Annotated in this window: 22 protein-coding genes and 1 pseudogene; 15 read left to right on the top strand and 8 right to left on the bottom strand. The window is 65.4% G+C overall.

Annotated elements, in window-relative coordinates; genetic code table 11:
- Nucleotides 1–52 precede the first annotated feature (52 nt).
- On the top strand, nucleotides 53–880 hold the full coding sequence (locus tag AC5RTE_RS07135) for a DUF1684 domain-containing protein (RefSeq protein WP_494040688.1): 828 nt from the start codon (nucleotides 53–55) through the stop codon (nucleotides 878–880).
- On the opposite strand, the gene AC5RTE_RS07130 is transcribed toward AC5RTE_RS07135, so the two are convergent.
- Complete coding sequence (locus AC5RTE_RS07130; protein WP_494040687.1) at nucleotides 877–2100, bottom strand: acyl-CoA dehydrogenase family protein; 1224 nt, start codon at nucleotides 2098–2100, stop codon at nucleotides 877–879. The two genes, AC5RTE_RS07135 and AC5RTE_RS07130, sit on opposite strands and share 4 nt — an antisense overlap.
- On the bottom strand, nucleotides 2097–2900 hold the full coding sequence (locus AC5RTE_RS07125) for an SDR family NAD(P)-dependent oxidoreductase (RefSeq protein ID WP_494040686.1): 804 nt from the start codon (nucleotides 2898–2900) through the stop codon (nucleotides 2097–2099). The genes AC5RTE_RS07130 and AC5RTE_RS07125 overlap by 4 nt, the downstream gene beginning before the upstream one ends.
- A 136-nt stretch (nucleotides 2901–3036) precedes the next feature.
- On the opposite strand from AC5RTE_RS07125, the gene AC5RTE_RS07120 reads away from it, so the two are divergent.
- A complete protein-coding gene (locus tag AC5RTE_RS07120; RefSeq protein ID WP_494040685.1) occupies nucleotides 3037–4242 on the top strand; it encodes a glycoside hydrolase family 76 protein in 1206 nt (401 codons plus the stop codon).
- Nucleotides 4243–4248: 6 nt separating this feature from the next.
- Here AC5RTE_RS07120 and AC5RTE_RS07115 read toward each other — a convergent pair whose 3' ends face one another.
- Nucleotides 4249–4851 carry a YdeI/OmpD-associated family protein gene (locus tag AC5RTE_RS07115; protein ID WP_494040684.1) on the bottom strand — a complete coding sequence of 201 codons (603 nt, stop codon included), beginning with the start codon at nucleotides 4849–4851 and terminating at the stop codon, nucleotides 4249–4251.
- A gap of 104 nt (nucleotides 4852–4955) precedes the next feature.
- Between AC5RTE_RS07115 and AC5RTE_RS07110 the strand changes: the two genes are divergently transcribed.
- The 6 genes from AC5RTE_RS07110 to AC5RTE_RS07085 all read left to right on the top strand — a co-directional run bounded on the left by AC5RTE_RS07110 (nucleotide 4956) and on the right by AC5RTE_RS07085 (nucleotide 10631).
- On the top strand, nucleotides 4956–5690 hold the full coding sequence (locus AC5RTE_RS07110) for a VOC family protein (RefSeq protein WP_494040683.1): 735 nt from the start codon (nucleotides 4956–4958) through the stop codon (nucleotides 5688–5690).
- Nucleotides 5691–5699: 9 nt separating this feature from the next.
- Nucleotides 5700–6239: an NUDIX hydrolase family protein gene (locus AC5RTE_RS07105; RefSeq protein ID WP_494040682.1), complete on the top strand. Its 540-nt coding sequence runs from the start codon at nucleotides 5700–5702 to the stop codon at nucleotides 6237–6239.
- A gap of 87 nt (nucleotides 6240–6326) precedes the next feature.
- On the top strand, nucleotides 6327–7331 hold the full coding sequence (locus tag AC5RTE_RS07100; RefSeq protein ID WP_494040681.1) for a DUF6707 family protein: 1005 nt from the start codon (nucleotides 6327–6329) through the stop codon (nucleotides 7329–7331).
- A gap of 48 nt (nucleotides 7332–7379) precedes the next feature.
- On the top strand, nucleotides 7380–8105 hold the full coding sequence (locus AC5RTE_RS07095; protein WP_494040680.1) for an SRPBCC family protein: 726 nt from the start codon (nucleotides 7380–7382) through the stop codon (nucleotides 8103–8105).
- Nucleotides 8106–8137: 32 nt separating this feature from the next.
- Nucleotides 8138–9493, top strand: coding sequence for a tRNA guanosine(34) transglycosylase Tgt (gene tgt / locus AC5RTE_RS07090; RefSeq protein WP_494040679.1), 1356 nt, complete (start codon nucleotides 8138–8140; stop codon nucleotides 9491–9493).
- Between the two features lie 202 nt (nucleotides 9494–9695).
- Nucleotides 9696–10631 carry a type IV toxin-antitoxin system AbiEi family antitoxin domain-containing protein gene (locus AC5RTE_RS07085; RefSeq protein ID WP_494040678.1) on the top strand — a complete coding sequence of 312 codons (936 nt, stop codon included), beginning with the start codon at nucleotides 9696–9698 and terminating at the stop codon, nucleotides 10629–10631.
- A gap of 115 nt (nucleotides 10632–10746) precedes the next feature.
- Here AC5RTE_RS07085 and AC5RTE_RS07080 read toward each other — a convergent pair whose 3' ends face one another.
- Nucleotides 10747–11481, bottom strand: a complete 735-nt coding sequence (locus AC5RTE_RS07080) for a queuosine precursor transporter (RefSeq protein ID WP_494040677.1) — start codon at nucleotides 11479–11481, stop codon at nucleotides 10747–10749.
- 160 nt (nucleotides 11482–11641) lie between these two features.
- On the opposite strand from AC5RTE_RS07080, the gene AC5RTE_RS07075 reads away from it, so the two are divergent.
- The gene (locus tag AC5RTE_RS07075; RefSeq protein ID WP_494040676.1) at nucleotides 11642–12499 is read left to right on the top strand and encodes a hydroxymethylpyrimidine/phosphomethylpyrimidine kinase; all 858 of its coding nucleotides are present in this window, start codon (nucleotides 11642–11644) and stop codon (nucleotides 12497–12499) included.
- Nucleotides 12500–12728: 229 nt separating this feature from the next.
- On the opposite strand, the gene AC5RTE_RS07070 is transcribed toward AC5RTE_RS07075, so the two are convergent.
- Nucleotides 12729–14123: an MFS transporter gene (locus AC5RTE_RS07070; RefSeq protein ID WP_494040675.1), complete on the bottom strand. Its 1395-nt coding sequence runs from the start codon at nucleotides 14121–14123 to the stop codon at nucleotides 12729–12731.
- A gap of 313 nt (nucleotides 14124–14436) precedes the next feature.
- On the opposite strand from AC5RTE_RS07070, the gene AC5RTE_RS07065 reads away from it, so the two are divergent.
- From AC5RTE_RS07065 to AC5RTE_RS07055, 3 genes are read left to right on the top strand one after another with little or no spacing between them, the layout of a single operon-like run.
- Nucleotides 14437–15105, top strand: a complete 669-nt coding sequence (locus AC5RTE_RS07065; RefSeq protein ID WP_494040674.1) for a response regulator transcription factor — start codon at nucleotides 14437–14439, stop codon at nucleotides 15103–15105.
- Nucleotides 15102–16550: a HAMP domain-containing sensor histidine kinase gene (locus tag AC5RTE_RS07060; protein ID WP_494040673.1), complete on the top strand. Its 1449-nt coding sequence runs from the start codon at nucleotides 15102–15104 to the stop codon at nucleotides 16548–16550. Before AC5RTE_RS07065 ends, AC5RTE_RS07060 begins: the two co-directional genes overlap by 4 nt.
- Nucleotides 16543–17559 (top strand): TAXI family TRAP transporter solute-binding subunit, encoded by a 1017-nt coding sequence (locus tag AC5RTE_RS07055; protein ID WP_494040672.1) that lies wholly within the window; start codon nucleotides 16543–16545, stop codon nucleotides 17557–17559. The genes AC5RTE_RS07060 and AC5RTE_RS07055 overlap by 8 nt, the downstream gene beginning before the upstream one ends.
- A gap of 108 nt (nucleotides 17560–17667) precedes the next feature.
- Here AC5RTE_RS07055 and AC5RTE_RS07050 read toward each other — a convergent pair whose 3' ends face one another.
- Nucleotides 17668–19176, bottom strand: coding sequence for a helix-turn-helix domain-containing protein (locus AC5RTE_RS07050; protein WP_494040671.1), 1509 nt, complete (start codon nucleotides 19174–19176; stop codon nucleotides 17668–17670).
- A gap of 143 nt (nucleotides 19177–19319) precedes the next feature.
- Between AC5RTE_RS07050 and aceA the strand changes: the two genes are divergently transcribed.
- Together aceA and aceB are read left to right on the top strand one after the other, a co-directional pair.
- Nucleotides 19320–20636 carry an isocitrate lyase gene (gene aceA, locus AC5RTE_RS07045; protein ID WP_494040670.1) on the top strand — a complete coding sequence of 439 codons (1317 nt, stop codon included), beginning with the start codon at nucleotides 19320–19322 and terminating at the stop codon, nucleotides 20634–20636.
- Between the two features lie 225 nt (nucleotides 20637–20861).
- Nucleotides 20862–22513, top strand: a pseudogene (gene aceB, locus AC5RTE_RS07040) (malate synthase A).
- Nucleotides 22514–22817: 304 nt separating this feature from the next.
- Here the strand turns inward: aceB and AC5RTE_RS07035 are convergent.
- Nucleotides 22818–24014: an MFS transporter gene (locus AC5RTE_RS07035; RefSeq protein WP_494040669.1), complete on the bottom strand. Its 1197-nt coding sequence runs from the start codon at nucleotides 24012–24014 to the stop codon at nucleotides 22818–22820.
- A gap of 136 nt (nucleotides 24015–24150) precedes the next feature.
- Here AC5RTE_RS07035 and AC5RTE_RS07030 point away from each other — a divergent pair, with 136 nt between their 5' ends.
- Entirely contained in the window at nucleotides 24151–25110 is a 960-nt protein-coding gene (locus AC5RTE_RS07030; protein WP_494040668.1) for a D-2-hydroxyacid dehydrogenase family protein, read from the top strand.
- A 39-nt stretch (nucleotides 25111–25149) separates the two neighbouring features.
- Here the strand turns inward: AC5RTE_RS07030 and AC5RTE_RS07025 are convergent, their stop codons facing one another.
- Nucleotides 25150–26361, bottom strand: coding sequence for an ROK family transcriptional regulator (locus AC5RTE_RS07025; RefSeq protein WP_494040667.1), 1212 nt, complete (start codon nucleotides 26359–26361; stop codon nucleotides 25150–25152).
- Nucleotides 26362–26471 lie beyond the last annotated feature (110 nt).

Here is a 26471-nt window from a genome sequence, read left to right as displayed (position 1 = left end):
CACCCGCGCTGCGCGGTTGTAGCCGGCGCAGACGAAACAAGGGAAGGGAACCATGAGCACCATTCCAGCGGCCAGGGCGGAGCGCTGGCAGCGCTTCCGCGACAACCGGAACAAGGCCCTCGCCGCCCCCCACGGCTGGCTGACCCTCACCTCCTTCCAGTGGCTGGAGGAGACTCCCGCCGGCGTCGACCTCGCGCCCGGGCTCTGGTCAACGGACGGTACGACGGCGGCGCTCACCGCAGCGCCGGCTGACGGCCTGTCTCTGGTGGACTCGGGCAAGCCCGTCCATGGCACGGTTTCCGCCGCCCTCGCCGACGAGGAGTCCCTGATGTGGGTGGGGTTCGGCGGCGGGGACGGGACGCAGGTTGTGGTTGAGCTGGCCAGGCGCGGAGGCAGGTACGCCATCCGCACCCGGGACTCGGGCTCCCCCATCTTCACAGAATTCGACGGCGTCCCCACCTACCCATACAACCCCCGCTGGGAGGTGGCCGGCAGGTTCGAGGCGTACCCGGAGCCGGTGGATGTGCCCATCGCGACGGCCAATCCGCTGGTGGGCGGGATACACCGCACGGTGGGCGAGGTGGTATTCCGCCTTCACGGCAGCGGGCACGAATTCCGGCTGCAGGCGGAAGAGGAAAAACTCGGCGCCCTGACCGTAACGTTCCACGATGAAACTAACGGCGACACCACCGATGACTGGCGGAAGCTTGCCCTGCCGCGGCCCCGGCCGGACGGGTCAGTTGTCGTGGATTTCAACCGGGCCATCAACTATCCCAGCGCCTTTACCCCCTACGGCACCTGCCCCATGCCCGTTAGGAACAATTCGCTGGACATCCGAATAGAGGCCGGCGAGATGCAGCCGTACCCCGCAGGTGACTAAACAATCGCCGAGACGCCCGTGACGGCCCGGCCAACGATCAGGCTGTTGATCTCGAATGACCCTTCGTAGGTGTAGATGGCCTCCGCGTCCGCGAAGATCTTCGCCATCCGGTAGTCAGTGACGATTCCGTTGCCGCCCAGGATGGACCGGCCCAGCGCCACTGTCTCCCGCATCCGGGCGCTGATATAGGACTTGGCCAGGGCCACCTGCGGCATGTCAGCGGCCCCTTCGTCCTGCAGCCTTGCGAGCCCCGCCATCATCCCCATGCTCGCCACGGCGTTGCCGAGCATGGTGACGAGCTGCTGCTGGACCAGCTGGAACTGCGCGAGCGGGCGCCCGAACTGCCGGCGTTCGACGGCGTACTCCCGGGCGACGTCGAAGGCCGCCAGCTGCTGGCCCACAGCCTGCCAGGCGACCATGATGCGCGAACCCCGGAGGAGTTCGTTGGTGTCCTCGAAGCTGTTGACGGCAACGAAGCGGTCCGCTTCCGCCACCCGGACGTTATCGAAGACAATGTCGGCGTTCTGGACGGTCCGCAAGGCAATCTTGTTTTCAATCCGGGACCTGCTGACGCCCCGCAGGGTGGCGTCCACAATGAACCCCCGCACAGCTCCGTCCGCCTCGTCCCGGGCCCACACCAGCATGTAGTCGCAGAACGTTCCGTTGCCGATCCACCGTTTTGCCCCGTTCAGCACCCAGGTGTCCCCGTCCTTATCCGGCTCTCCCGTGGCGGAGGAGATCCTCCGGGCGCGCGTCTCCATGCCACCGGCGACATCGGAGCCGTGGCCCGGTTCCGTCAGGGCGAAGGCGCCGGTAATGCGCAGGTTCGAGGCGTCGTCCAGCAGCCGGTGCCTCTGGTCCTCGCTGCCGAAGGCATACAGGGACTCCACAAAGAGGTCGTGATGGACCAGGAAAAAGGTGGCGATCGAGGTGTCCACCCGCGTCATTTCGGCGATCACCAGCCCAGCGAACAAGTGGCTGTAGCCGCGCTGCGCCGGAGTGCTCAGCTGCAGGGCCGCCAGTTTGGGCAGGATGTGCGCCGGAAACTCCGCCTTGTTCCACCAGTCTCCTGCGAAGGGAGCGATTTCCGCGGCCAGAAATTCACGCAGTTCCGCCAGCTTCTCCCGCTCGGCCTGGTTCAGCAGGGATTCGACGGCGAAGAAGTCAGCCGGGGGCAGACTGGATACGGTTCCATCGGCGGGATGGGCAGTGCTGGTCATTTCGGTCCCATCCGGATGGCGCCGTCAAGCCGGATGGTTTCACCGTTCAGCATGGCGTTGTCCACGATGTGCGCCGCGAGGCTGGCGTATTCCCCGGGCTTTCCCAGGCGCGAGGGGTGCGGCACCTGGGCGCCCAGGGAGTCCTGGGCTTCCTGCGGCAGTCCCGCCATCATGGGCGTTTCGAAGATTCCAGGAGCTATGGTGACCACCCGCACCAGCGAGCGCGCCAGCTCGCGTGCAATGGGCAGGGTCATGGCTGCAACAGCACCTTTGGACGCCGCGTAGGCGGGCTGGCCGATCTGTCCTTCGAAGGCAGCAACGGAAGCGGTATTGATGATGACGCCCCGTTCGGGTCCGCCCAGCTTTGTAATGACCGGCTCAGTGGTGACCATTGCCGCTGCTGCGAGGCGGAGCACATTGAAGGTCCCCACCAGGTTTACCTGAATAACCCGGTTGAACGCCTCCAGTGGAAGCACCCCCTCCCGGCCCAAAACCTTTCCCGGAGTGGCGATGCCGGCGCAGTTGACCACAATCCGCAAGGGTCCAAGCGCCGTCGCGGCGTCGACAGCAGCCTGGACGTCCGCTTCGTTCGTTACATCCGCGGGTACAAAGACGGCGGACTGTCGGGGGTTTCCTGACGGAGTTCTGCTGTTCAGCTCCTCCGCGAAAGCTGCGCCTGCGGAGGACGGAAGATCCAGCAGCACCACTGCTGCGCCGCCGTCGAACAACCTGCGGGCGGTAGCTGCCCCCAGTCCCGAGGCGCCCCCGGTAACCAGCGCGACACTCCCGGTAACGTCCATACATCCTCCTCGATGCGTGCCTGCTCCCGCAGGTGACCGCGAAGCATTAGTTAGTGCATGTTAACTGAAATGGCGGCCGATCTGCACTACCTGGCCACCGTCCGGCATGCCGCCGGACCCGGCTAGGGTGGAAGCCATGACTTTCGCGGACGCCTCTTCTCCCGTTGACTGGCAGGAGAGGGCCAACGCGGCCGCCCGTTCGGTGACCGCTCTTTTCGGCAGGAAGCTGTTTTTCCTGCCGGGAACACACCTCGGGTCGGTGAAATGGCCGGCCCCTGCCGTGCGGTACTCCCTGAAGGGGCACCTGCTCCGGCCCTGGCATTACTGGTGGCAAGCCCACTACGTTGACTGCCTGGTGGATGCCGGCCGGCGGGAACTGGGAAACGGCGCAACACCGGCATCACGGTTCGACGGCCCCGGCAGGGCCACCGCCCGGCAGTTGGCGTCCAGGCTGGTGACCGGGATGTGGCTGCGCAACGCGTTCACCCTCGTCAACAACTATTACGACGACATGGCCTGGCTCGCCCTCGCCGTCCTGCGGCTCGACCAATTGGCAAAGGAGACCGGGCAGCGTTATGCCGGCATCCGCGCTTCACTCACCCTGCAGTTCGACGCCGCCTCCACCGGCGACATGGGCGGAGGTGCCTTTTGGAGCAAAAAGCGGGACTTCAAGAACACGCCCGCCACTGCACCCATCGCTCTCTTCTATGCCCGCACCGGCCACCTGGCAAAGGCGCAGTCCCTGCTGGACTGGCTGGACGCCACCCTCTTCGACCCGGACCAGGGCCTGTATCTCGACGGCGCCCGGCTCAGCCCGGAAGGGAACGTGGTGGTCGACAGGGCGCTCTACACCTACAACCAGGGCCCGGTCCTGGGCGCGCTGCTTGAACTCGGCGGCGAAGCGAATCTTGCCCGGGCCACAGCGCTGGTCGAGGGCGTGGAGCGGCTGCTGACGGTTCCGGAGCAAAGCGCCTCCGCCGACCAGGACACCCCAGGTGCTCCCCGGATGGTCCTGCGCTGCGAGGGAACGGGCGACGGCGGCCTCTTCACCGGAATCCTCTGCCGCTACCTCGCCCTCGCCGCAGTCGACCCCCGGCTTCCTGAACGGACCCGGGCTACCGCTGCACGGCTGGTGTTGGACACCGCCGGCGCGTTCTGGGACGGCAGGCGTCCTGCCGGCCCGGGCGATGGCCGCATCCGCAATGGTCAGCACGGACGGCCCGTTTTCTCCATGCATGCGGCCTGCCCGGCGGACGCCACCTACCCGACTGGAACCAGCGTGAACCTTTCCACACAGCTGGAGGCCTGGATGGCCATCGAGGCCGCCGCTTCCATCACCTGATGACTGCTACTGCTGCACCGGCGGACGCTTCTTCTGCGGGTACGGCGCCTCACCGCGGGCCAGCATCTCCACAAACCCGGCAATCTTCCGCTCCCGGGTGGCGGCCTGCTTCACCGAGTTCGTCCGGTAAATCAGGGCGAACCGGTTGGTCCTGGTGAGTACATCGAACATGGCCTGGGCGGCAGGAACGGCGGCTATTGCCGCTGCCAGGTCCGCCGGGACTTCGGCGGTTGCCTGTCCTTCGTAGGCCTTGTCCCACCGGCCGTCTTCCTGTGCTGCGTTCACCGCCGCCCGTCCCGCGTCCGTCATCCGGCCCTCGGCCTCCAGCCGGGCCACATACGTGACGTTCCTTGCCGACCACGGGCTCCTGGGTCCGCGGGGCGTCATCCGCTGGAAGGAACTTTCACCGTCCCGCCGTTTGGCCTGACCGTCAATCCAGCCAAAACACAGGGCCTCGTCCAGCGCTGCCGCGTAGTCCAGGCGGGTCACCTGCCCGCCCTTTTTATGCAGGACGAGCCATACACCGGGGCTGGTTTTGTGGTTTTGCTCCAGCCAACGGCGCCAGGCGGCAGCATCCGGAACCAGCAGTTCCTCGAGTTCAACAGCCATGGCCCTATTCTGCTCCTGCGCTCCGGCAGCACAAGCGAGGCGGCACCCGGCGGACCCCGTGGCAGGATGGCACCAAAGTCCCAACACCATGCACAGGAGAAGCCATGCTGCGTGTCCGCCCCCTCCACTTCACCTCCAACATCGAAGCCTGGGACCGCCTCCTGACCGCCCTGGGCCTGGTCCTGAGCGAGGGCGACGGCGGGTTCCGCGTCTTCGACGCCGGTTCGGGCCGCCTTGCCCTCAAGGAAGTACCGGAAGGAGCGGCAGAGGACGGAACCACAGCGTTGGCGGTGGAAGTCGGAGACCTGGCTGAGTTCGCCCGCCGGACGAACCTCGCCGCCCAGGATGACGGAACCACGCCTGCCGGGCTGGTCATGGCGGACCGCGGCGAAGCCTGCAGGATTACCGCGCCGGACGGTTTCAGTTTCCTTGCTGACAAAGCCGCCCAAAACGTCCAGGACACCGGCGCTGACCCGGCCCTCGCCGTCGTCGGGGTTTGGCTGACGGAGGACACTGCCTCGGTATCCGCCACACTGCGCCACATCGGTGCCCGCCCCCGCCCGGTGCCGGACGCTGACGAAACTGCCGACTTCACCGCCAAGAACGGCGGGGTGCTCCTGGTGCGGCCGGCGTCCGGAACTCCACGCTCAGGGATGGGCTTTGAGTACGACGGCGGCCTCGAACCTCTGCGGGAAAGGCTCGCCTCCGCAGGCGTGGAGGCCAGCATCACCGAAGAGGCATTCGGCAGCACCCTCCACGTCCCCAATCCGGACGCCGGCCCCGGCGCGCCGCACGTGCCGGCAACGGTATGGATCTCGGAGCGGCGTCCCATGCGGTAGAACTTAACCATGAACGTGCGCACCCCTGACCCGAATCCCGGCTGGCTCTCCGAAGAAGACCTTTTTGAGGCGCGAGGGCGGCTGCCCATGGTTTACGTCGAGGCAGTGCCCGTCCGGTTGGATCCGCTGGGGTTCGTCAATGAGGTGGGAACCCTCCTCCAGGCTGACGAGGACGGCACCATGGTCCGTTCCCTCGTTTCAGGCCGCGTCATCTACCGCGAGACCATCCGCGCAGCCCTTCTCCGGCACATGGAAAAGGACCTCGGCCCGCTGGCGTTCCCGCAGCTGCCCATCAGCCCGGTCCCCTTCACCGTCGCGGAGTACTTTCCCGCCCCCTCCCAGACAGGCTTCACGGACGAGCGCCAACACGCCGTGTCCCTGGCCTACGTCATCCCCGTAACCGGCGAATGCGAGCCACGCCAGGATGCCCTTGAACTCACCTGGATGACCCCCGCCGAAGTTCTCAGTCCCGGCGTCCAGGTGGAGTTCAGCGGCGGGCGGGGTGGCCTCATCCGGCAGGCCCTTGCTTTCGCGGGTGTGGGATTCTGACACCCTCGGCCGCACCCGGCGTCCCCGACTTCGGGCCCCCTCCTTTGTAGACTGTAGGGCGGACCGCAAGAGAACTTAAGGACTCCCATGACCGAAACACCAGCCGCCCGGCACCATCGTGAACAGCAGGCTGGGACCCTGACCACCGGCAGCTGTATCCTCCTGCCCGACGGTGAACGGACAGCGGAGATCCATCAGGTGGAGCTGGAAACGGACGATTTCGGCGCACCCGCCCTGGTACTTGCCAGCCTTTCCGGCGGCGGGACACTTCGCATCGCCGTCGGCACCACCGTGACTGTCACCGACGGAGGGGCCAGCGCCGTGGCGCAGCTTCCGCAGCCAGCAGAGGCGGAGCCTTCCGAGGAGGCCCCGCACGAGCGGCCCCGCGAAACACCCGCCGCGGCACCAGCAGCTCCCGCCGTCGTCGTACCGCCCCTTCCCCCGGTTCCCCCCGCGGCAAGCGGTCCGGGCGAGGAGGAACTCGCCCTGATCCCGGCTCCGGAAGGCACGCCGGAATCTGTGGTGGAAACTGCAGCGGAAGCCCACCCGGACGCGACGGGCGTGCTGCTGCTGGCCGACCGGCTCGCCAAAGGCGTGAACTTCAAGTCGGGCAGCTGCCTCAAGGACCTCAGCGACCTGGCCCATGAACTCTTCATTACCCTCAAGGACGCGGACGGCGCGCTGGCCGTCGCGGACCTGCTCAACGTCCTGCCCTATGACGGGAACCCCGGCCGGTGGGCCTCGGTGGAGGCGTCCCTGGCGCTGTCCAGCTACATCTGCCGGCAGGATGGCCAGAAGGAGCGGGCCGAAGTTTATGAGCGGCTGATCCGCACGCCCGAAAACCAGGAGACCGATCCGTTCAAGGCGAGGATGGCCGCCAAGGTCCGGCAGCGCTCGCTCAACGAACCCAACCTGTACGACAAGGAAATTTTCCGGTCGATCGACAACTCCAACCATGACGCCGAACGGGAATGGCGCCTTCTGCGGCTCGAATCCCTGCTGTTCCTCCGGGCGCACGGAGGTTCGGAAACCATCGGCACCGGGGAACTGGAGCGCCGCATCAGCAACGAACTTGAGGCTGTCCGCTCCTAAGGAAATTCCCCCTACCCGGGGTCCGGCCGGAGTTGTACATTCGGGGCTATGACTAACAATCTGAGCGTGGTGATCAATGCTGACGCGCCGCAGGTCTGGACAATGCTGCGCGAACCGTCCAAAGTCGCCGAATGGCACGGCTGGCAAGCCGAGGACCTGGACGCCGAGATCAAGGAAATATACTTCTCCGCGGACGTGGAGGAGGCCCCGGACCACACCAACCTGACAGTCCACGGCGGGGACGTCTTCGAGCTGAGGCCTGTCCCCCAGGGAACCCTGGTCAGCGTGACCCGGGCTGCCGTGGACCACAACTCCGAGTGGGCGGCCTGGGACGAGGACATCACCCAGGGCTGGCTTACGTTCCTGCAGCAGCTCCGGTTCGCACTTGAACGGCATCCGCACGGCAAGCGCCGCACGTTGTTCCTGCAGGTACCGGGCGGGCCAGGCTCAGGAATTGAAAAACTCGGTTTGGCCGATCTCCCCTCCCGGGGTGAGAACTACCAGCTGACCTTGGCCACCGGCGAGGAGATCTCCGGAAAGGTCTGGTACCGGACCAACCACCAGGTGGGACTGACGGTCCACAGCTATGCTGACCATGGTGACGGACTCCTTGTGGTGGCGGACCAGCTTGCCATTGAAGACGTCAGGCCGGACGGCGGATCCCTGGTGATCGCCTCCACGTACGGCCTGGGTGCCGCCAGGCTTGATGCAATCCGCACCTCCTGGGATTCGTGGCGGGCTGAGAACTACCCCACATCAGAACCCGTAAGCTGAGCGGCCTGTGCGATTGCTGGCACACTGGTACGGTGCCAGCCAAACCTGCTTCCGGTCCTTCCCCTTCCGCCGCCCCGGCAGACCCCGGCTTCAACCCCGCGTTTGCTGATGAAGCGGCGCGGGGCGCGTCGGCCCGGCAGTCCGAGTTCGGGTTCCGGGTTGGCACCCGCCTTGCCGAAACCTGTCCGCCGTCCGCTGCCCAGGTAGCTTCGAACGGGGGTCAGTTCCTGGGACGCACCGGCACCATCACCACACCCCACGGGGAGATACAGACCCCGGCGTTCATCGCCGTCGGGACCAAAGCCACGGTTAAGGCTGTGCTGCCCGAGTCCATGGCGGACCTCGGGGCCCAGGCGCTGCTGGCCAACGCCTACCACCTCTACCTGCAGCCGGGAGCGGACATCCTGGACGAGGCAGGCGGCCTTGGTGCCTTCATGAACTGGCCCGGGCCCACGTTTACGGACTCGGGCGGGTTCCAGGTCATGAGCCTGGGCTCGGGTTTCAAGAAGGTCATTGACATGAAATCTGTGGACGCGTCCGGACCTGACGATGCCGTTGCCCCCGGCAAAGAGCGCCTTGCCCACATTGACGACGACGGGGTCTGGTTCAAATCGCACCTGAACGGGGACCGGCACCGTTTCTCCCCCGAAATCTCGATGCAGGTGCAGCACAAGATCGGTGCGGACATCATGTTCGCCTTCGACGAGCTCACTACCTTGCAGAACTCGCGCGGCTACCAGGAAGAGTCACTGGAGCGCACCCGGCTGTGGGCACTGCGCTGCATTGAGGAGCACTTCCGGCTCACGTCGTCCCGGGCGGGGAAACCGTACCAGGCCCTGTTCGGCGTGATTCAGGGCGCCCAGTATGAGGACCTCCGCCGGAAGGCGTGCCGTGACCTGGGCGCCATGCCGTTCGACGGGTTCGGCATCGGCGGGGCCTTGGAGAAGGAGAACCTGGGAACGATTGTGCGCTGGTGCAACGAGGAACTGCCGGAGGACAAGCCGCGCCACCTGCTGGGCATCTCAGAGCCGGACGATATTTTTACTGCAATTGAGAATGGGGCCGACACGTTCGACTGCGTCTCCCCCACCCGGGTGGCCCGGAACTCGGCGTTCTACACACCCCAGGGCCGGTTCAACCTGTCCGGGGCAAAATACAAGCGTGACTTCGGTCCCCTCCAGGACGGCTGCGACTGCTACACCTGCACGCATTACTCACGGGCGTACATCCACCACCTGTTCAAGGGCAAGGAAATGCTGTCCGCCACCCTGATCTCGATCCACAACGAGCGGTTCGTGGTGAAAATGGTGGACGACGCCCGCCTGGCCATCGAATCCGGCACCTTCTTCGACTTCAAGGCCGAGACGCTGGGGCAGTACTACTCCTGAGCGCCTTGGCGTCTCCCTCCGCCCGCCGCCGTCGCCGCCGGAACTGCTGGCGGTGCGGAAAGGCGGGCAGCCGCCGTTTCGACGGTTCCCTGCGCACTCGACGTTCCGCATCACCGCTTATGCGGGGAACCGTCGTAACGGGCTTGTCCACATAGCCTCGTCCGGCGTTGGGCGTCGAAGTCAGCCCCGCCATCGTGGAAGCATGTCCGATCTTGCTGCGCTTCCTCCTTCGACAAATCTTTGGCGGACAGACGAACTCCTCGAACAGGGCCTGAATTCGCGGGCCATCTCGGCACTGGTCCGGCAAGGAATTCTGGTCCGGGTGCGGCGGGGTTGCTACGCACGCGGCGCCTGGTGGGCGGGGTTACAAGCCGCCGGGCGCCGTCGTCAGTTCATCCATGCGCACGCGCATGGAACCAGAACGACGTCGGCAGGCGGCTTCGTCTACAGCCACACCTCGGGTGCGAGCTTGCGGCGGCTTCACCTGTGGGACGTCAATGACCTGGTGCACGTCACCCAATCGGGCCGCCCGTCCAGCATCTCGCACGGACGCGGCGTAGTTGCCCACACAAGGAGTCTTGTCAGCCGGGACATTTCGTTTGTGGAAGGCCTGCCGTGTACGTCCTTGGAGCGCACGGTGGTGGACTGCTGCCTGATGCTCAATCTGCGGCAGTCCGTAATCCGGGTAGATCACGCTGCCAGGCTTGGCGCTGACCTCTCCCTCCTAAGGAGTCATTGCGCCGCGCTGGCCGGCCGCAACGGAGTCGTGGCGCTGCGCCGGGCCCTCGAACTGGCGGACCCGCGTTCCGAGTCAGCCGGCGAGAGCCTTACCCGGGAACTAATCCACAGGCTGAGGATCCCGGCGCCGGATCTGCAGTACGAAGTCCACACCCACCTCGGACGGCACCGGCTGGACTTCGCCTGGCCGGACCGGAAGGTTGCCCTTGAGTTCGACGGCAAGTCCAAGTACTTCGATTATCGGCCCACCAACGATGTTCTGTTCGACGAACGCCGGCGTGAGAAGGCGCTGATGGAGGATGGCTGGACCTTTCTCCGCGTCGAGTGGAAGGACCTGTTCAACGAAGCGGAGTTCAAGTACCGCGTGCTCCGGGCGCTGGCCCAGGGCTCCGCGCGGTGAGCACCGGGCTGCAGGCGCGGCCGTTTCGACGGTTCCCTGCACGTAAGACGATCCCGGACGTCGAATGTGCCGGGAACCGTCGAATCGGGCAGCGGAGGCGGGCTGGCGCGGAAGGTCAGGCCGCAGGCTCGGGAACAGCACCGTAGCTCGGCTCCCGCTTCTTGATCCACCCGATGACCAGCGACGTGACAGGCACCAGGATGAACTCGACGAGGGTTTTGTAGACAAAGCCCACCACAACATAGTTGACGAAAGTCGTGAAGTCGGTGATGCCGATGACGGATGCGGCGATGCTGCAGAAAATCAGGGTGTCCACGAACTCGCCGGCCCCTGACGAACCCATCAGCCGTGCCCAAAGGGACTTCTCCCCGGAACGCGCCTTCATCCGCACCAGGATCCACGAGTTGATGGTCTGCCCCGCGAGGAACGCCAGCAGCGACGCCAGCACAATCTGCGGTACCGGGCCCAGGGCGCCTTCCAGGGCGGCCTGCTTGGACGTTCCGAACTCGTCGTCGAAGCCAGGCAGGGCGATGATCACCCAGTAGCTGAGCGACGCAAAGACGGACAACGCGAATGTGGTGAAGATAGCCTTGCGGGCCACCTTGAAGCCATAGACCTCGCTGATCACGTCGCCCAGGATGTAGGCCAGCGGGAAAAGGAAGAAACCCCCGTCGGTGATGACGGGGCCGATCGCCACGCCCTTGGACGCGCCAATGTTGGACAGAATCAACACCACCGCCATGAACGCCAGCATGATCCCGAAGTACGGTGAACCAATGGAGGCAAATTTGGCGCCGCGGCCGGACGGTGTTGTTTGCGGCAGGGCGTTTTGGCCGGGTGCTGAAGGCATGGGGAGTCCGTTTCGTAGTGGTTCGCTCGGGGCCCGGTATAACGGGGCTGCCGGCTGTATTAGCACTGTCCGCCCAATTGTCCCACTGAACGGGGTCCCTTTCAGCGCGCTGTTCAGGCACACAAAGCGGGCGGCCGACGCCGGATGGCAGGATAGAGCCATGACTTCTGTCCCCACCGACGTCCAGTCCCCCGCTGCCGCTCCCGCCGTCGTCCTGACGATTGCAGGCTCCGAAGCCACCGGCGGCGCCGGCGCCCAGGCCGACCTGAAGACCTTCCAGGAGCTCGGCGTCTTTGGCATCGCGAACCTGACCTGCATCGTGTCCTTCAACCCCGAGGACAGCTGGAACCACCGCTTCGTGCCGGTTGACCAGCAGGTGATCGCCGACCAACTGGAGGCGACGACGGCGGCGTACGGCCCGTCGTCGGGCGCCCCGTCCGTGCTCGACACGGTGAAGATCGGCATGCTGGGCAGCCCCGCGACCATCAGCACGGTGGCAGGCGCGCTGGAGGCCGGACAGTTCCGCAACGTGGTCCTGGACCCCGTACTCATCTGCAAGGGCCAGGAGCCCGGGCACGCACTGGACACGGACCAGGCACTGAAGGCGCAGATCCTCCCCCTGGCAACGTTTGTCACGCCCAACCACTTCGAAGCCGAATCCCTGTCCGGGCTGCAGATCACGGACGTGGAGTCCCTGAAAGCCGCGGCCATCCGCATCCATGAACTCAGCGGCGCGGTGGTGCTGGCCAAGGGCGGCGTGCGGCTGGCCGGCCCGGACGCCGTCGACGTCTACTACGACGGCAGGACCCTTGAAGTGCTCAGCGAACCGAAAGTGGGCGAGGTGGCGGTGTCCGGCGCCGGTTGCTCGCTGGCGGCAGCGGTGACGGCGGAACTGGCCAAGGGTGCAACGCCGCTGGAAGCAGCCCGGGCGGCCAAGGCCTTTGTGACCGCCGGGATCCGCAACCGGGTTGCCTCCGGGGCTCCCTTCGACGCCCTCTGGCAGGGCGGCACGCGCTAGCTACCCCGGGCCTTCACACGGCTCGCGGGGTCGGCTTACAGAGACCTTCGCCCCAGCACGCTCTCTCACTTGATGCAGGAAAAACCCGCATGCTCTCTCACTTTCGTAAGAAAAGTGATAGAGCATGCGGGTTTCTGCTGCAGAATCTGAGAGAGCGTCCTGATGGGGTGAGGGTTCGACGGCGGGTGGGCACCCGCCGTCGAACTTCCTTTGTTTCTGGCCCAGGACGTCAGACGCCCAGCAGGTCCTTGTCCTTGTCGCCGTCCTTGCGGGCCTGCACCCAGGCGTGGCCCTGCTCGTGGTCCAGGTGGGTTGCCTTCTTGTTCTTCAGCGCGAAGATGTACACCAGCAGCGAGATGGCAATGGCCACAGTGACGTAGGTGAAGAACAGGTCCACGCGCTCTGCCTTTTGGAAGGCGGCTCCGATGAGCGGGACCGTCCCGCCGAACAGTGAGTTGGCGATCGCGTAACCCAGGCCGACGCCGAGGGCACGGATGGAGGCGGGGAACAGTTCAGCCTTCACAAGAGCGTTGATGGAGGTGTACCCGCCCACAATCAGCAGGCCGCCCAGCATCAGCAGGAACGCGGTGAACGGATCCTTGGTGTTGGACAGCGTGGAGAGCAGCGGCCAGGTGAACAGCACCCCGGTGATACCGAACCAGAGGAGCAGCGGCTTGCGGCCCACCTTGTCCGACACCATGCCGTAAACCGGCTGCAGGAGCATAAAGATGAACAGCGCCCAGAAGTTGATCACGGAGGTGTCGGTCTTGGCGATGCCCGAGGTATCGTTCATGAACTTCAGGATGAAGTTGGTGTAGGTGTAAAACGCCACCGTGCCGCCGAGCGTGACGCCGACGCAGATCAGCAGCGGCTTCCAGTACTGCGTGAACAGCAGCTTCATGGTGCCGGGCTGGGCAACTCCTGCTGCGGCCGGCGTCTTTGCGGCCTGTACCTGCTCTGCCGAAACGGTTTCCTCCATGGATCGCCGCAGCCAGAGAACCACAAGCGCTGCGACGCCGCCCAGTGCGAAGGGAATCCGCCATCCCCACTCCGTGAGGTCCTCCTTGGGCATGACGTTCTGCAGGATCACCAGGACCAGCAGGGCCAGCATCTGGCCGCCGATCAGGGTGACGTACTGGAAGCTGGAGAAGAAGCCGCGGCGCCTGGACGTTGCGGCCTCGGACATGTAGGTGGCGCTGGTGCCGTACTCGCCGCCCACCGAGAAACCCTGGATCAGGCGGATCAGGATGAGCAGGACCAGCGCCCAGACACCCACCTGCTGGGTGGTGGGCAGGATCGCGATGGCGAAGGAACCGGCGGACATCAGGGTGACGCTCAGCGTCAGTGCCGCCTTGCGTCCCTTGCGGTCGGCGTAACGGCCGAAGAACCAGGCGCCGATCGGCCGCATCAGGAACGACGTGGAGAAGACCGCCATCGCCTCCAGCCCGGCCTGGAGGTCATCCTTGGAGTTGAAAAAGTGGGACTGGAAATAGGCGGCAAAGACCGTATAGACGTACAGGTCATACCACTCGACGAGGTTGCCGGCCGACCCCTTGAGGATGTTGCTCACTGCCCGGCGCGTCTGGGCGGCCTCGCCCGCTGCTGCTGTCTGCTGGGTGCTCATCGCTGTACCTTCCTTGGCTGCTCGGCCCCCGCTGTCCGCTGCGGCCTGGCTTTGTTGCTGTCCATGGCAGCATTGCTCATGGTTCCTCCTCGACGTTGTGCGTCCCCTGTAAGGCCTGAGGACCCCACCAAAGCTATTCGTGAGCTAACGCACAGCCCAAGCGGAAGCGGATTTCCTAACACTTCCTTAGGTTTTCCCCCGCGGGTGTTCCACGCGGGGGAAGGCAGGGCAGGACTGGAAACCAGCGGAAGGGGTAACCTCCAAAGGCAGGCAGGGGAATCAGGAAGCAGCTGAAAAGGAACAGGAACTGGCAATGGATGTGCTTATCGTCGAGGACGACGACGCCATGGCGTCCGCCCTTGATGCTGCGGTGGTCTCGGCCGGGCATACCTCCAGCAGGGTTTCCCGGGGTGCAGACGCCCTCCTAGAGCACAGGCGGTTCGAGGTTATCCTGCTGGACCTGGGGCTTCCGGACATGGACGGCCTGGACGTACTCCGCAAGCTCCGCCAGGTCACCCCTGTGCCCATCCTGATTCTTACCGCCCGCGACGACGAACGCAGCGTGGTGCTGGGACTGCGCTCGGGTGCTGACGACTACCTCGTCAAGCCGGTAAAGCTGGTGGAACTCCTCGCACGCATTGAGGCCGTCACCAGGCGAACGGGCCGCGCCAGGGACAACAGGCAGCAGCGGATCGTACTGGGAGAACTCGAAGTGGACCTCGAGCGCCGGGTGGCCCTTCTCGGCCAGCAGCCCCTTCCCCTGACCGCCACGGAATTCGACCTGCTTGCGCTCCTGGCCCGCCATGCGGGCTCAGTGGTCACCCGGGAGCAGATCCTGGACGCTCTGTGGGGCGACGCCTTCCTGGCCTCCTCGCGGTCACTTGACGTGCACCTGACCGGCCTTAGGTCCAAGCTGCAGCTGCCGGGCTTTATCATCAATGTCCGAGGCGTTGGCTACCGCATCGAGGCGGCTCCTGCGTGAAGGTCCGTGTCCTCGGGGTCCTGAGCATCCTGGCCGTCCTCCTGGTGCTGATCGGTTCCAACGCTATCCTCGCCTCTGCCAGCAGGGAGCTCACCCAGGAACTCCAGATCAACAGGGCGGCTGCCCTCAACCGGCTTGCGCAGGTTGCGTTCGACGCCGGAACCGACGGCGGTGATTCCGTCCAGCTTCAGGCCGAGATGAACAGGTATTCCGAGCTCTACGGTGAAGGCGTCCTGATCCGCCTCCAGCAGGGCACCCTGCGCTCCGGCGGCCTGAGTGAGAACAGGCCCGACGTACAGGACGCCATTGCCCGGGCGAATTTGAACCTCAGCGACACTACCCTGGCGCCGATTGAACCGTTCGGGACCGGATCCGAGATCATTTCCCGTTCCTTCGGCAGCGCCAGCCAAGTGCTCGGAGCAGCCGTTTTGGAGGTCAACCGGGACGCTGCCCGGCAGAAACTGCGGGAACGGTGGCTCGCCGTCGGGCTGGCAGCATCCGCGCTCACGGGTATGCTCCTATTCGGAGCTGCCAGGGTGACCCGGTGGGTGCTGCGCCCGGTCCACCGTCTTAACGCCGCCGTCGCCGAACTTGGAACCACCGGGCGCAGCCGCCAACTGCCCGCGGAAGGGCCGCCGGAATTGAGGGAACTGAGCCGCTCGTTCACCGCGATGGCACAGAGCGTCAGCGACAGCATTGAATCCCAGCGCCAGCTCATTGCTGACACCTCACACGAACTGCGCAACCCGGTGGGCGCCCTGCGGCTGCGGATCGACCTGCTCCAGCTGGAACTGACGACCGCCCGCGCCCAGGCTGCGGCGGCCGCCGTTGTGACCGAACTGGAGCGCGTTGAACATCTCCTCGACGGAGTGCTCCGGCTGGCCGCGGCGGAGCACCGGGCTTTTGAGGACGCAGCCGCCATCCCGCTCAGCGGGCTTCCGCAGGGCGGCCACGGACCTGTTGACCCCTTCGCAGTGGTGCAGGAAGAAGTTGAACGGGCCGGACCCTCCGCCCAGCACGCCGGGTCCTCCATCCTCCTGGACAGTCCACCCGCGCAGACCCCACTCATCTCATGCAACGCGGACCACCTTGCTCAGATGGTGGGAGAACTGCTGAACAACGCCATCAAGTACGCGGGCCCTGCCCGCATTTCCGTTGCGGTACGCGTCCGCGGCGCCACCGTGGTCATTGAAGTGTCCGACGACGGGCCAGGGCTTTCGCCCGAAGAGCGCACTACTGCCACCCACAGGTTTTGGCGCTCACCCCGGCACCGGGACATCAGCGGCAACGGCCTGGGCATGACGATCGTGGAGAAGCTTGTGGCCGCCAACGGGGGGCGCCTGCTGCTTCGCGAGGCACAGCCCCACGGCTTGGCCGCTGCCCTGGAGTTCCCGGCCGCTCCTGCAGGCGGCGCCCCGGCAGCCGTAAGGTCGCCCAATGATTGATCCCTGTTCGCGCCGATTGTCGAGGCGCACCGCCCTCAAAGCTGGTGTTGCCGCCGGTTTCGCAAGCGTGCTGCTGCCCGCGCTGGGCGCCTGCACTGCGGAAGACCGGACGGAATCCGTCACCGTCGCAGGGGGTGAACCGGGCGGTTTCTACCTTGAGTTCGCTACCCTCCTTGCTGCCTCCCTGGAGCGCAATGGCGTGGCGCGGCAGGCTGCAGCACTGACCACCGGCGGCAGCCTGGACAATCTCGAACAGCTCCTGGCCGGGAAGGCGACATTCGCCGTCGCCCTCGCTGATGCCGCAGCCCAGGCGGAAGGGCGCAGAACCGTGCCCGGTCCCGGAATCACAGCGCTTGGACGGGTTTACGAGAACTACGTCCACTGCGCGGTCCGCAAGGCCAGCGGAATCCGCACGATCTTCGAGCTCGCCGGCAGGACAGTTGCCGTGGGCGAACCCGGTTCCGGAACATCCCTGACCACTCCACGCCTGATTGACGCTGCGGGGCTGAGCTCGGCATATTCCGGTGCAGGTCCTGCCAGCACCGCCGGACAGGCTGTCACGGTTTTGAACCTCGGTCTTAACGACGGGCTGACTTCACTCCGGGAGGGAAGAGTGGACGCTTTGTTCTGGTCTGGCGGCGTTCCCACCGCGGCCATCGCTGCTGCCCATCACGACGTCGGGTTCAACTTCCTGGACCTCTCTGCGCTGCTCCCGGCGCTCCGGGCCACGCACGGCGCTTTTTATGACCGGGTGCTGATCCCCGACGGAGCCTACGAAGGACTTCCTGCCGTCTGGACCGTAGGCGTGACGAACCTGCTGCTGTGCCGGAGCGACCTGGGTGAGGAGCCGGTGAAACGTACCGTCAAGCTTTTGGTCAACCAGGCCGCGGAATTGATCCCCCGCTCCAGCCTTGGCATCCAGTTCCTCAGCCCGGAAACCCTCATCAACACGGCCGGCATTCCGCTGCACCCGGCGGCGGCGGAGGCATACCGCGTGCTGCACGGGTGAGGGACGCTCTCTCACTTGATGCAGTGATTAGGCAGATCCTCTCTCACTTTTGTATGAAAAGTGAGAGAGGATCCAGGCTTTTGCTGCAGGACCTGAGAGAGCGCCGGGTCAGCTGCCGGAGTGGGCCTGCAGGAAGCTGTATACCTCGGTCTCGTCCACGCCGGGGAACGCTCCCGGCGGCATTGCGGCCAGGAGGTGCGAGTGGGCGCGGGCGGACGGCCAGGCGTTACCGGCCCATTCCGCTCTGAGGGACTCGGGTGGCCGCTTGCAGCAGGCGGGATCCGGGCAGTTGGAAGTAGCCCGCGCCGTCGTCTCCCGCCCGCGGAACCACTTCACGTGCTGGTACGGCACCCCGATGCTCAGTGAAAACTCCCCTGTGGCCGAGCGTTCGGTGCGGGCGGTGCACCAGTAGGTGCCGGCAGGCGTATCGGTGTATTGGCTGTAGGCGCTGAACTTGTCCGGCACATTAAACACGGCCCGCGAGGTCCACGCCTTGCACGACGGCTGCCCCTCGATGGCACCGGTGTGGTCCTGGGGGAAGTCCACTCCGTCATTCTCGTACGCCTTGTAGATGATGCCGCTCTGGTGCGTTTTCTGGAAATGAGTGGTGATGCCCAGGTGCTTTGTCGCGAGATTGGTGAAGCGGTGGGCCGCGGTCTCGTAGGAAACAGCAAACGCATCCCGGATATCTTCCACCGCCATCTCCTTGGCCGCCTTGGCCTTTTGTAAAAATTCCACGGTTGCCTGCTCTGGCAGGAGCAGCGCAGCAGCGAAATAGTTGGTGGCCACCCGCTGTGCCAGGAAATCACCGTAGCTTCGGGGCGTTTCGTGGCCCAACACGTAGTGCCCCAGGGCCTGCAGCAGCACGGACCGGGGATCGTGGTCCTGCCGCTGGCTTTGCGTGAGGTAAATTCTTCGGTTCTTCAAATCCGTTACCGAACGGGTGGAATGCGGCAAGTCGCCCACATGGTGAAGGGCGAAACCGAGGTGCGCGGCGATGTCCGCTATGACGTGTTGGCTCAGTGGTCCCGCGGTGTACCCCACCTCCTTCAAAACTTTCTGCGCCTCCAGCTCGTACTCCGGGAAGTAGTTCCCCCGCTCGCGCATCATGGCCCGCAGTTCACCGTTTGCACGGCGGGCTTCTTCCGGCGTTGCCACCTGCTCATTCATCTTCCGCTCGAGCTCATGGAGCAGCCCTACCTGGGCCTCGAGGACGTCCAGGGGAAGACGCGAACTGATGCGGATTTTGGGCAGGTTCAGGGACTCATACAGGGGTCCGCGCTGGTACCGTTCCAGCTCGATTTCCAAGGCCGCGCGGCGGCTGGGCGGTTCGGCTCCAAGCAGCTGGTCAATGCCGACGTTGAGGGCTGCGGCCAGGTGCTGCAGCAGCCCGAGTTTCGGTTCCCGCTTGCCGTTCTCGATCAAACTCAGCTGGCTGGGGGCAGTACCGACGGCGGCACTCAGGTCATCGAGCGTGAGGCCTGCCTGCTTGCGCAGGTGGCGTACCCGGCGGCCCAGCGATATCACGTCCACTCCCGGGGCGGCGGTGGACGGCTGGGAAACGTCCCTGTTCCAACTTGAAGGCGACATTTCTGCAGAATAAGCGAAGAACGGCATTTCTTTCCAGCCTTTTTCTCTGGAAAGGGAGTCAGAAGTGCTGAAAAGTGGTTCATACGGAAAGAACACCGCACCGGAAAGCGGGAGGCAACTCAACGAGGCTCCCACCTACCAATTCCGGAGCTCAATCAAGGAGATCAACGATGACTGCAGCATTTGAGCCCACCTCGCAGACGCCCGAACAGCTGGCCGCCGCCCTGGAGCTCGAGTGGGCCGCCAACCCGCGCTGGGAAGGAGTGACCCGGGACTACTCAGCCTCCGACGTCGTCCGCCTCCGCGGCCGCGTCTCCGAAGAGCACACTCTGGCCCGCCGCGGCGCCGAGAAGCTCTGGAAGCAGCTCACCGAGGAGCACAAGACCGGCGGATACACCAACGCACTGGGCGCCCTGACCGGCAACCAGGCAGTCCAGCAGGTCAAGGCCGGCCTGCGCGCCATCTACCTCTCCGGCTGGCAGGTCGCCGCGGACGCCAACAACTCAGGCCACACCTACCCGGACCAGTCCCTCTACCCCGCCAACTCCGTTCCCACGGTGGTCCGCCGGATCAACAACGCCCTGCTCCGCGCCGACCAGATGGAATTCGCCGAAGGCGTCCAAACCGTGGAGGACTGGCTGGTCCCGATCGTTGCCGACGCCGAGGCCGGCTTCGGCGGGCCGCTGAACGCCTACGAGCTGATGAAGTCCATGATCCAGGCCGGCGCCTCAGGTGTTCACTGGGAAGACCAGCTCGCCTCTGAAAAGAAGTGCGGGCACCTCGGCGGCAAGGTCCTGATCCCCACCCAGCAGCACGTCCGTACCCTGAACGCCGCCCGCCTGGCCGCTGACGTCGCCGGCACCCCTACCGTCGTCATCGCCCGCACCGACGCCGAAGCAGCCACCCTCATCACCTCCGACGTGGACGAACGCGATCGCGAGTTCATCACCGGCGAACGTACGGCTGAGGGCTTCTACAAGGTACGCAACGGCATCGAACCCTGCATCGAGCGCGCCAAAGCCTACGCACCCTACTCGGACCTGATCTGGATGGAAACCGGCACCCCGGACCTCGAGCTCGCCCGTAAGTTCGCCGAAGCCGTCAAGGCCGAGTTCCCGGACCAGATGCTCTCCTACAACTGCTCACCGTCGTTCAACTGGCGCAAGCACCTGGACGACGCCACCATCGCCAAGTTCCAGCGCGAACTCGGCGCCGTGGGCTTTACCTTCCAGTTCATTACCCTGGCCGGGTTCCACGCCCTGAACTACTCGATGTTCGACCTCGCCCACGGCTACGCCCGGAAAGGCATGAGCGCCTACGTCGAACTCCAGGAAAAGGAATTCTCCTCCGAATCCCGCGGCTACACCGCAACCAAGCACCAGCGCGAAGTCGGCACCGGCTACTTCGACACCATCTCCACCGCGCTCAACCCGAACGCATCCACCCTCGCCCTGGTCGGATCGACCGAAGAGGGCCAGTTCCACTAAAACTCAGCGTTCGACGGCGGGCCTTGCCTCCGGCGTTCGGACCGGCATCGCTCTGCCTGCTATTCCCCCGTCCCGGTTTCGACCTCGCTGAGCGAGGACGGACCGGGACGCGGGGCCCCTTTTACGCAGGCGGCCGCGACACCGGCTCCTCGGCCTCGTGCCTTAGTCGCCACCCTGCCGTCAACCGCCGTCGAACTTCCCTTTTCGTCTTTTAAGGAGACTGAAATGAACAGCTTTACTGACAGCTTCACCATCAATGGCATCACTTTGACCGCGCAGCCGATTTGCCGGCAGAACGAGGTGCTAACCCCCGACGCACTGGCATTCATTGCCAAGCTGCACCGGGCCACTGCTGGGCGGCGGCAGGAGCTGCTGCAGGCGCGGCGGACACGGCGGGCCGCGATCGCCGACGGCGCTGATCCGCGGTTCCTCCGGGAGACCGAGCACATCCGCAACGATCCGTCCTGGCGCGTCGCTCCCCCGGCTCCCGGCCTGGAGGACCGCCGCGTCGAAATCACCGGCCCGGTGGACCAGAAGATGACCATCAATGCCCTGAACTCCGGCGCCAAGATATGGCTGGCGGACATGGAGGACTCGTCCACCCCCACCTGGCGCAACGTGATCAAGGGCCAGCTGAACCTCACCGACGCCCTGGAACGCCGGATCGACTTCACCAGCCCGGAGGGCAAGGAATACAAACTCCGCCCCGCCGCAGATCTTCCCACCATCGTGGTGCGCCCCCGCGGCTGGCACCTGCCGGAAAAGCACATGCTGATCGACGGCGCCCCGATCGCGGGCGGAATCGTGGACTTCGGCCTGTACTTCTTCCACAACGCCCGCCGCCTGCTGGCCCAGGGCAAAGGCCCCTACTTCTACCTGCCCAAAATCGAAAACCACCTTGAAGCAAGGCTCTGGAACGACATCTTTATCCTCGCCCAGGACCTGCTCGGCATCTCACAGGGCACCGTCCGCGCCACCGTGCTGATCGAAACCATCACCGCAGCCTTCGAAATGGAAGAAATCCTTTACGAACTTCGCGACCACGCCGCGGGCCTGAACGCGGGCCGCTGGGACTACATCTTCTCCATCATCAAGAACTTCCGCACCCGCGGCCCCCGCTTCGTCCTCCCCGACAGGGCACAGGTGACCATGACCGCACCCTTCATGCGTGCCTACACCGAACAACTCGTCCGGGCCTGCCACAAGCGCGGCGCCATGGCCATCGGCGGCACGGCCGCTGCCGTGCCCAACCGTAAGGACGAAGCAGCCAACACCAACGCTTTCGAAAAGGTCCGCGCCGACAAAACCCGCGAAGCCAACGACGGCTTCGACGGCTCCTGGGTAGCACACCCCGACCTCGTCCCGGTCTGCCGCGAAGTGTTCGACACCATCCTCGGCGACAAGCCCAACCAGCTGGACCGGCTCCGCGAGGACGTCACCCCCGACGACCGCGCCCTGATCAACATTTCCTCCCTGCATGGCACCATCACCGAGCAGGGCCTCCGGAACAACATCGAAGTAGGGATCCGCTACATCGAATCCTGGCTCCGCGGCAACGGCGCGGTAGCGATCCACAACCTGATGGAAGACGCCGCCACCGCCGAAATCTCCGCTCCCAGCTCTGGCAGTGGATCTACTCCCGCGCCATCACCGACCACGGCGAAATCATCACCCACGAATTAGTCGAAGAGCTCCTGGATGAGGAATTCGTCCGGCTGGAACGCTTCGACGGCGACCGCTTCGAAGACGCCCGCGACATCTTCGAAGAAGTCACCCTGAGCGCGGACTTCCCGTCCTTCCTCACCCTCCCCGCCTACGCCCGCTACCTCACGGAAGCCCGCGAACGGGCATCGGTCGAAGAACTGGCCTTAGCGTAACCAGACTTCCGTCCGCCGGGCCGGCACGCCCTTCCGCAACAGGCACCTCCGAAATCCGGAGGGCCGGCCCGGCGGCGGAACACCTTGGAACACCCCCTGGGCAGGTCCGCGATCCAGCGACGCTCTCTCACTTACTGCACGCAATCCAGCGATGCTCTCTCACTTTCCAAAAGAAAGTGAGAGAGCATCGGCCCAAAAGCTGCTTCAAGTGAGAGAGCGTCCTTGTATTTCTTGCGTTAAGTGAGAGAGCGTCCCGGGCCGGGGGTGGGGTGAAAGCACGACGGCGGCGTTAAGGCATCCCCGCTTACCGCCCCTTGGGTACGCGCCGGACGGAGAGGGTGGCGGCGAGGAAAAACGTCAGCACCGACGCCAGGATAAGCAACAGGGCAGGAGTCCAGGAGCCTGAGATGTCGTGCACATAACCCACCAGTGGAGGTGCCACGGCGCCGAAGCAATACCCCAGCCCTTGGACGGTGGCAGACATCCGGCCGGCGGCACCCTGGTCCCGGGCCAGCTTGATGATGGCGATGAAGATCAGGGTGATCCCGCCGCCCTGGGCAACACCACCAAAAATGGACCACAGCCACCACAGTTCAGGGGCCAGCAGGAGCCCGGCGGGCACTGTTGTCCATAGCAGGCCCACGGTGACGGCCGTCGTCGTCGTACTGAAGTATTTGGCGGCGAACGGCACGCCGAGGCCGCCTGCAATGGCGAACACCTGGAAAAGTGAGGATCCCGCTCCGGCCCCGGCAGCGGACATGCCGAGTTCGTCATTGAGGTAGCTGGGCAGCCAGGCGGTGACCGCGTAGTAGGAGAAGGCCTGTCCGGCGAACGCCGCCGTCAGCCCGGCAGTGGTCCATCCCGAGCCCGCAACCGCTGCAGCCCGCGGCCCGTCCGGGGCAACAGCAGCGGAGGGCACAAAAGCCGCGCGAAGCCCCACGGCAAGGGCCCAGCAAACGATGGCAGCAATGGCGAAGACACCAACCGACGCGAGCGCCAATTGCCAGCCCGCCAGTTCTTCCAGCGGTGCTGTGACCATCGAGGTCAGGAAGGAACCGGCGTTGAGCGCGGCCGTGTAGACGCCCATGGCAGTTCCCTGCCGCAGCGGCGGAAAGTCACGGCGAATGATGAGGGGCGCGGCGATATTGCCAATGGTGATGGCCAGGCCAATCACTACCGTCCCCGCCAGCACCAGCACCGGGCCACCCGAGGAACGGATAATCACACCCGCCAGCACACCCAGGATGGTGAGGGTCACAGCAAACTCTGCGCCGTACCCCCGGGCCACGAGTGAGGCCAGCGGCGCCGCGAGCGCAAAGCACAGCACCGGAATACTGGTGAGCAGGCCGAGGACCACCGGGGTAAAGCCCAGGTCGGCCTGCATCACGTCCACCACCGGGGCGACGGCCACAAAGGGGCCGCGAAGGTTCAGCGCCAGCAGCCCGATGCAGGCCAGCAGGATCCAGGTACGGGGAACCCGGGCAAAAATGCGGCCGCTCACGTGCGGGGCTTGGGACTTGAGACTTTTTTCATCACCCTCATTGCTATCACGGCGGCACGGCAGGTCCCGGTGGCGGCGGGCCCGTCCTGCCTTACGATGAACATCTCTGCCGCACTTCCGGGACGAAGGACACACCATGCAGCACCGGCTTGCCATCCTTGATGACTACCAGGACGTCGCGCACGGCTTTGCGGATTGGTCCTCCCTGGAAACCGCGGGCGTCACAGTGGCCACATACCGGGAGCCGTTCCCGTCACAGGACGCGCTGGTGTCCGCCCTGGCAGGGGTAACCATCATCATTGCCATGCGGGAGCGGACCGCCTTCCCCCGGGAAGTGCTTGAAAAACTCCCCGCGCTCCAGCTCCTGGTCACTACCGGGATGGCAAACGCGTCCATCGATGTGGAGGCAGCAGGTGAGCTGGGAAAGACGGTGTGCGGCACTCCCGGTTCTCCCACCGCCGCTCCGGAACTTACCTGGGCGCTGCTCCTTGCTCTGGCACGCAACATTTCCGCCGAGGATGCTTCTGTCCGTGCAGGAGCCTGGCAGAACACCGTGGGCTTCGAGCTCGCCGGCAAGACACTGGGCGTGGTGGGCCTCGGCAAGATCGGCCGCAGGGTTGCCGGCTACGGGCAGGCCTTCGGCATGGATGTCCTGGCGTGGAGCCAGAACCTGACGGACGAGGCCGCTGCCGAGGCAGGGGTGCGGAAGGTGTCCAAAGAGGAACTTTTCCGCAATTCCGACGTCGCCACGCTCCACCTGCGCCTGTCTCGCCGTTCGGAGGGGACAGTGGGCGAACCGGAGCTGCGGCTGCTGGGACCGGACGGCGTGCTGGTGAACACTGCACGTGGACCTCTGGTTGACCAGGACGCCCTGGTGCGGGCCTTGTCCGACGGATGGATTGCCGGCGCCGCACTGGATGTCTTCGACCACGAACCCCTGCGCGCGGGCCACCCGCTCCTCAGCGCACCCAACACGGTGTTGTCCCCGCACCTCGGCTACGTCACGCGGGAAAGCTACCGGCAGTTCTACGGCGGGGCGCTGGAAGACGTCAAGGCCTGGTTGGCAGGCTCACCCGTGCGCGTCATTTCCGCCTGAAGCTCTCCTGGATAAAACGCGGGCTGAGCTTTGGTCCGGCTACGCGGTTGCCTGCAGCGCTGCCTCGATGGCAGCCGGCGACAACACATGCTGGGTCACCATCCGGCTGGCGCCCAGGATGGCCGCCCGGTCCCCGGCCCGGGACAGTGCGATCCGGAGGTGGGCTGTGGCAAGGGGCAGCGAGCGCCGGTACACGACTTCACGCACGCCTGCCATCAGGTGCTCCCCCGCCTGGCCCAGGCTGCCGCCGAGCACAACAACAGATGGATTCAGCAGGTTGACCGCGGTGGCCAGGACGTCGCCTACGTCCCGGCCCGCCTGGCGCAGCACCTGGATGGCCTGCAGGTTTCCCTGCGCCACAAGCCGCAGCACATCACTGCCCCTGGCTGCAGGCACCCCCTGACTGACCAGCGCGGCCGTCAGTGCCGGACCGGATGCCAAGGCTTCCAGGCAGCCGTAGTTGCCGCAGCGGCACAGGACGTCGTCGCCGCGCGGAACCCGCACGTGGCCCAGGTCGCCGGCGGTACCGTTGGCACCGCGCTGCAGGGTTCCGCTGCTGATAATCCCGGAGCCGATTCCGGTGGCCACCTTGATGAACAGGAAGTTCTCCTCCCCCGGCCAGTGGGCGGCCTGCTCCCCCAGTGCCATGATGTTCACATCGTTGTCCACCAGCACGGGAACCGGCAGCAAGCGCTGAACGTAAGAGACGACGTCGAACCCGTCCCAGCCCGGCATAATGGGTGGCTTAACCGGCCGTCCGGTGGCGTGCTCCACCGGCCCCGGAAGACCGACCCCGACGCCCGCCAGGTCCGCCGGCCCGCGTCCGGCCACGGCGAGGAGCGACTCCCCCTCCTGAATTACCCTGCCCAGCACAGCCTCCGGCCCGTCCCCAACGTCCTGCGCCAGCCGCTGTTCGGCGAGGACCTGGCCCTTGAGGTCAGTGACGGCGACCATCGCGTGCGTGGCTCCGACATCCACGGCCAGCACCACGCGCACCGCCGGATTGAACGCAAAGCGCGACGGCGGCCTGCCGCCGCTCGAGTTGGCCTCACCAGCGGGGCCTACCAGGCCTGCGGCGAGGAGGGCATCAATGCGCGACGCCACGGTGGACCTGGCCAGACCGGTGGTGAGCGCCAGCTCAGCCCGGGTGCGTGCCTGGCCGTCCCGCAGGAGTTGGAACAGCACTCCTGCACCGCCCTGGATTACCGCAGGCTCAGGAGTCGTGGCGTTGCTGCCTGCTGTCTTGGTCATAGAACATGGATAGCACGGCCGCTTCTGCATGTCACCCGGTCAACTTTTGCTTGACGTAAATCAAAAGTAGTTCTAGCTTTGCACTAAACCAAACAGCTGTGAACCAGGCC

Source organism: Arthrobacter sp. K41, from assembly GCF_059089645.1.
This window is presented reverse-complemented; position numbering and strand designations above follow the sequence as displayed.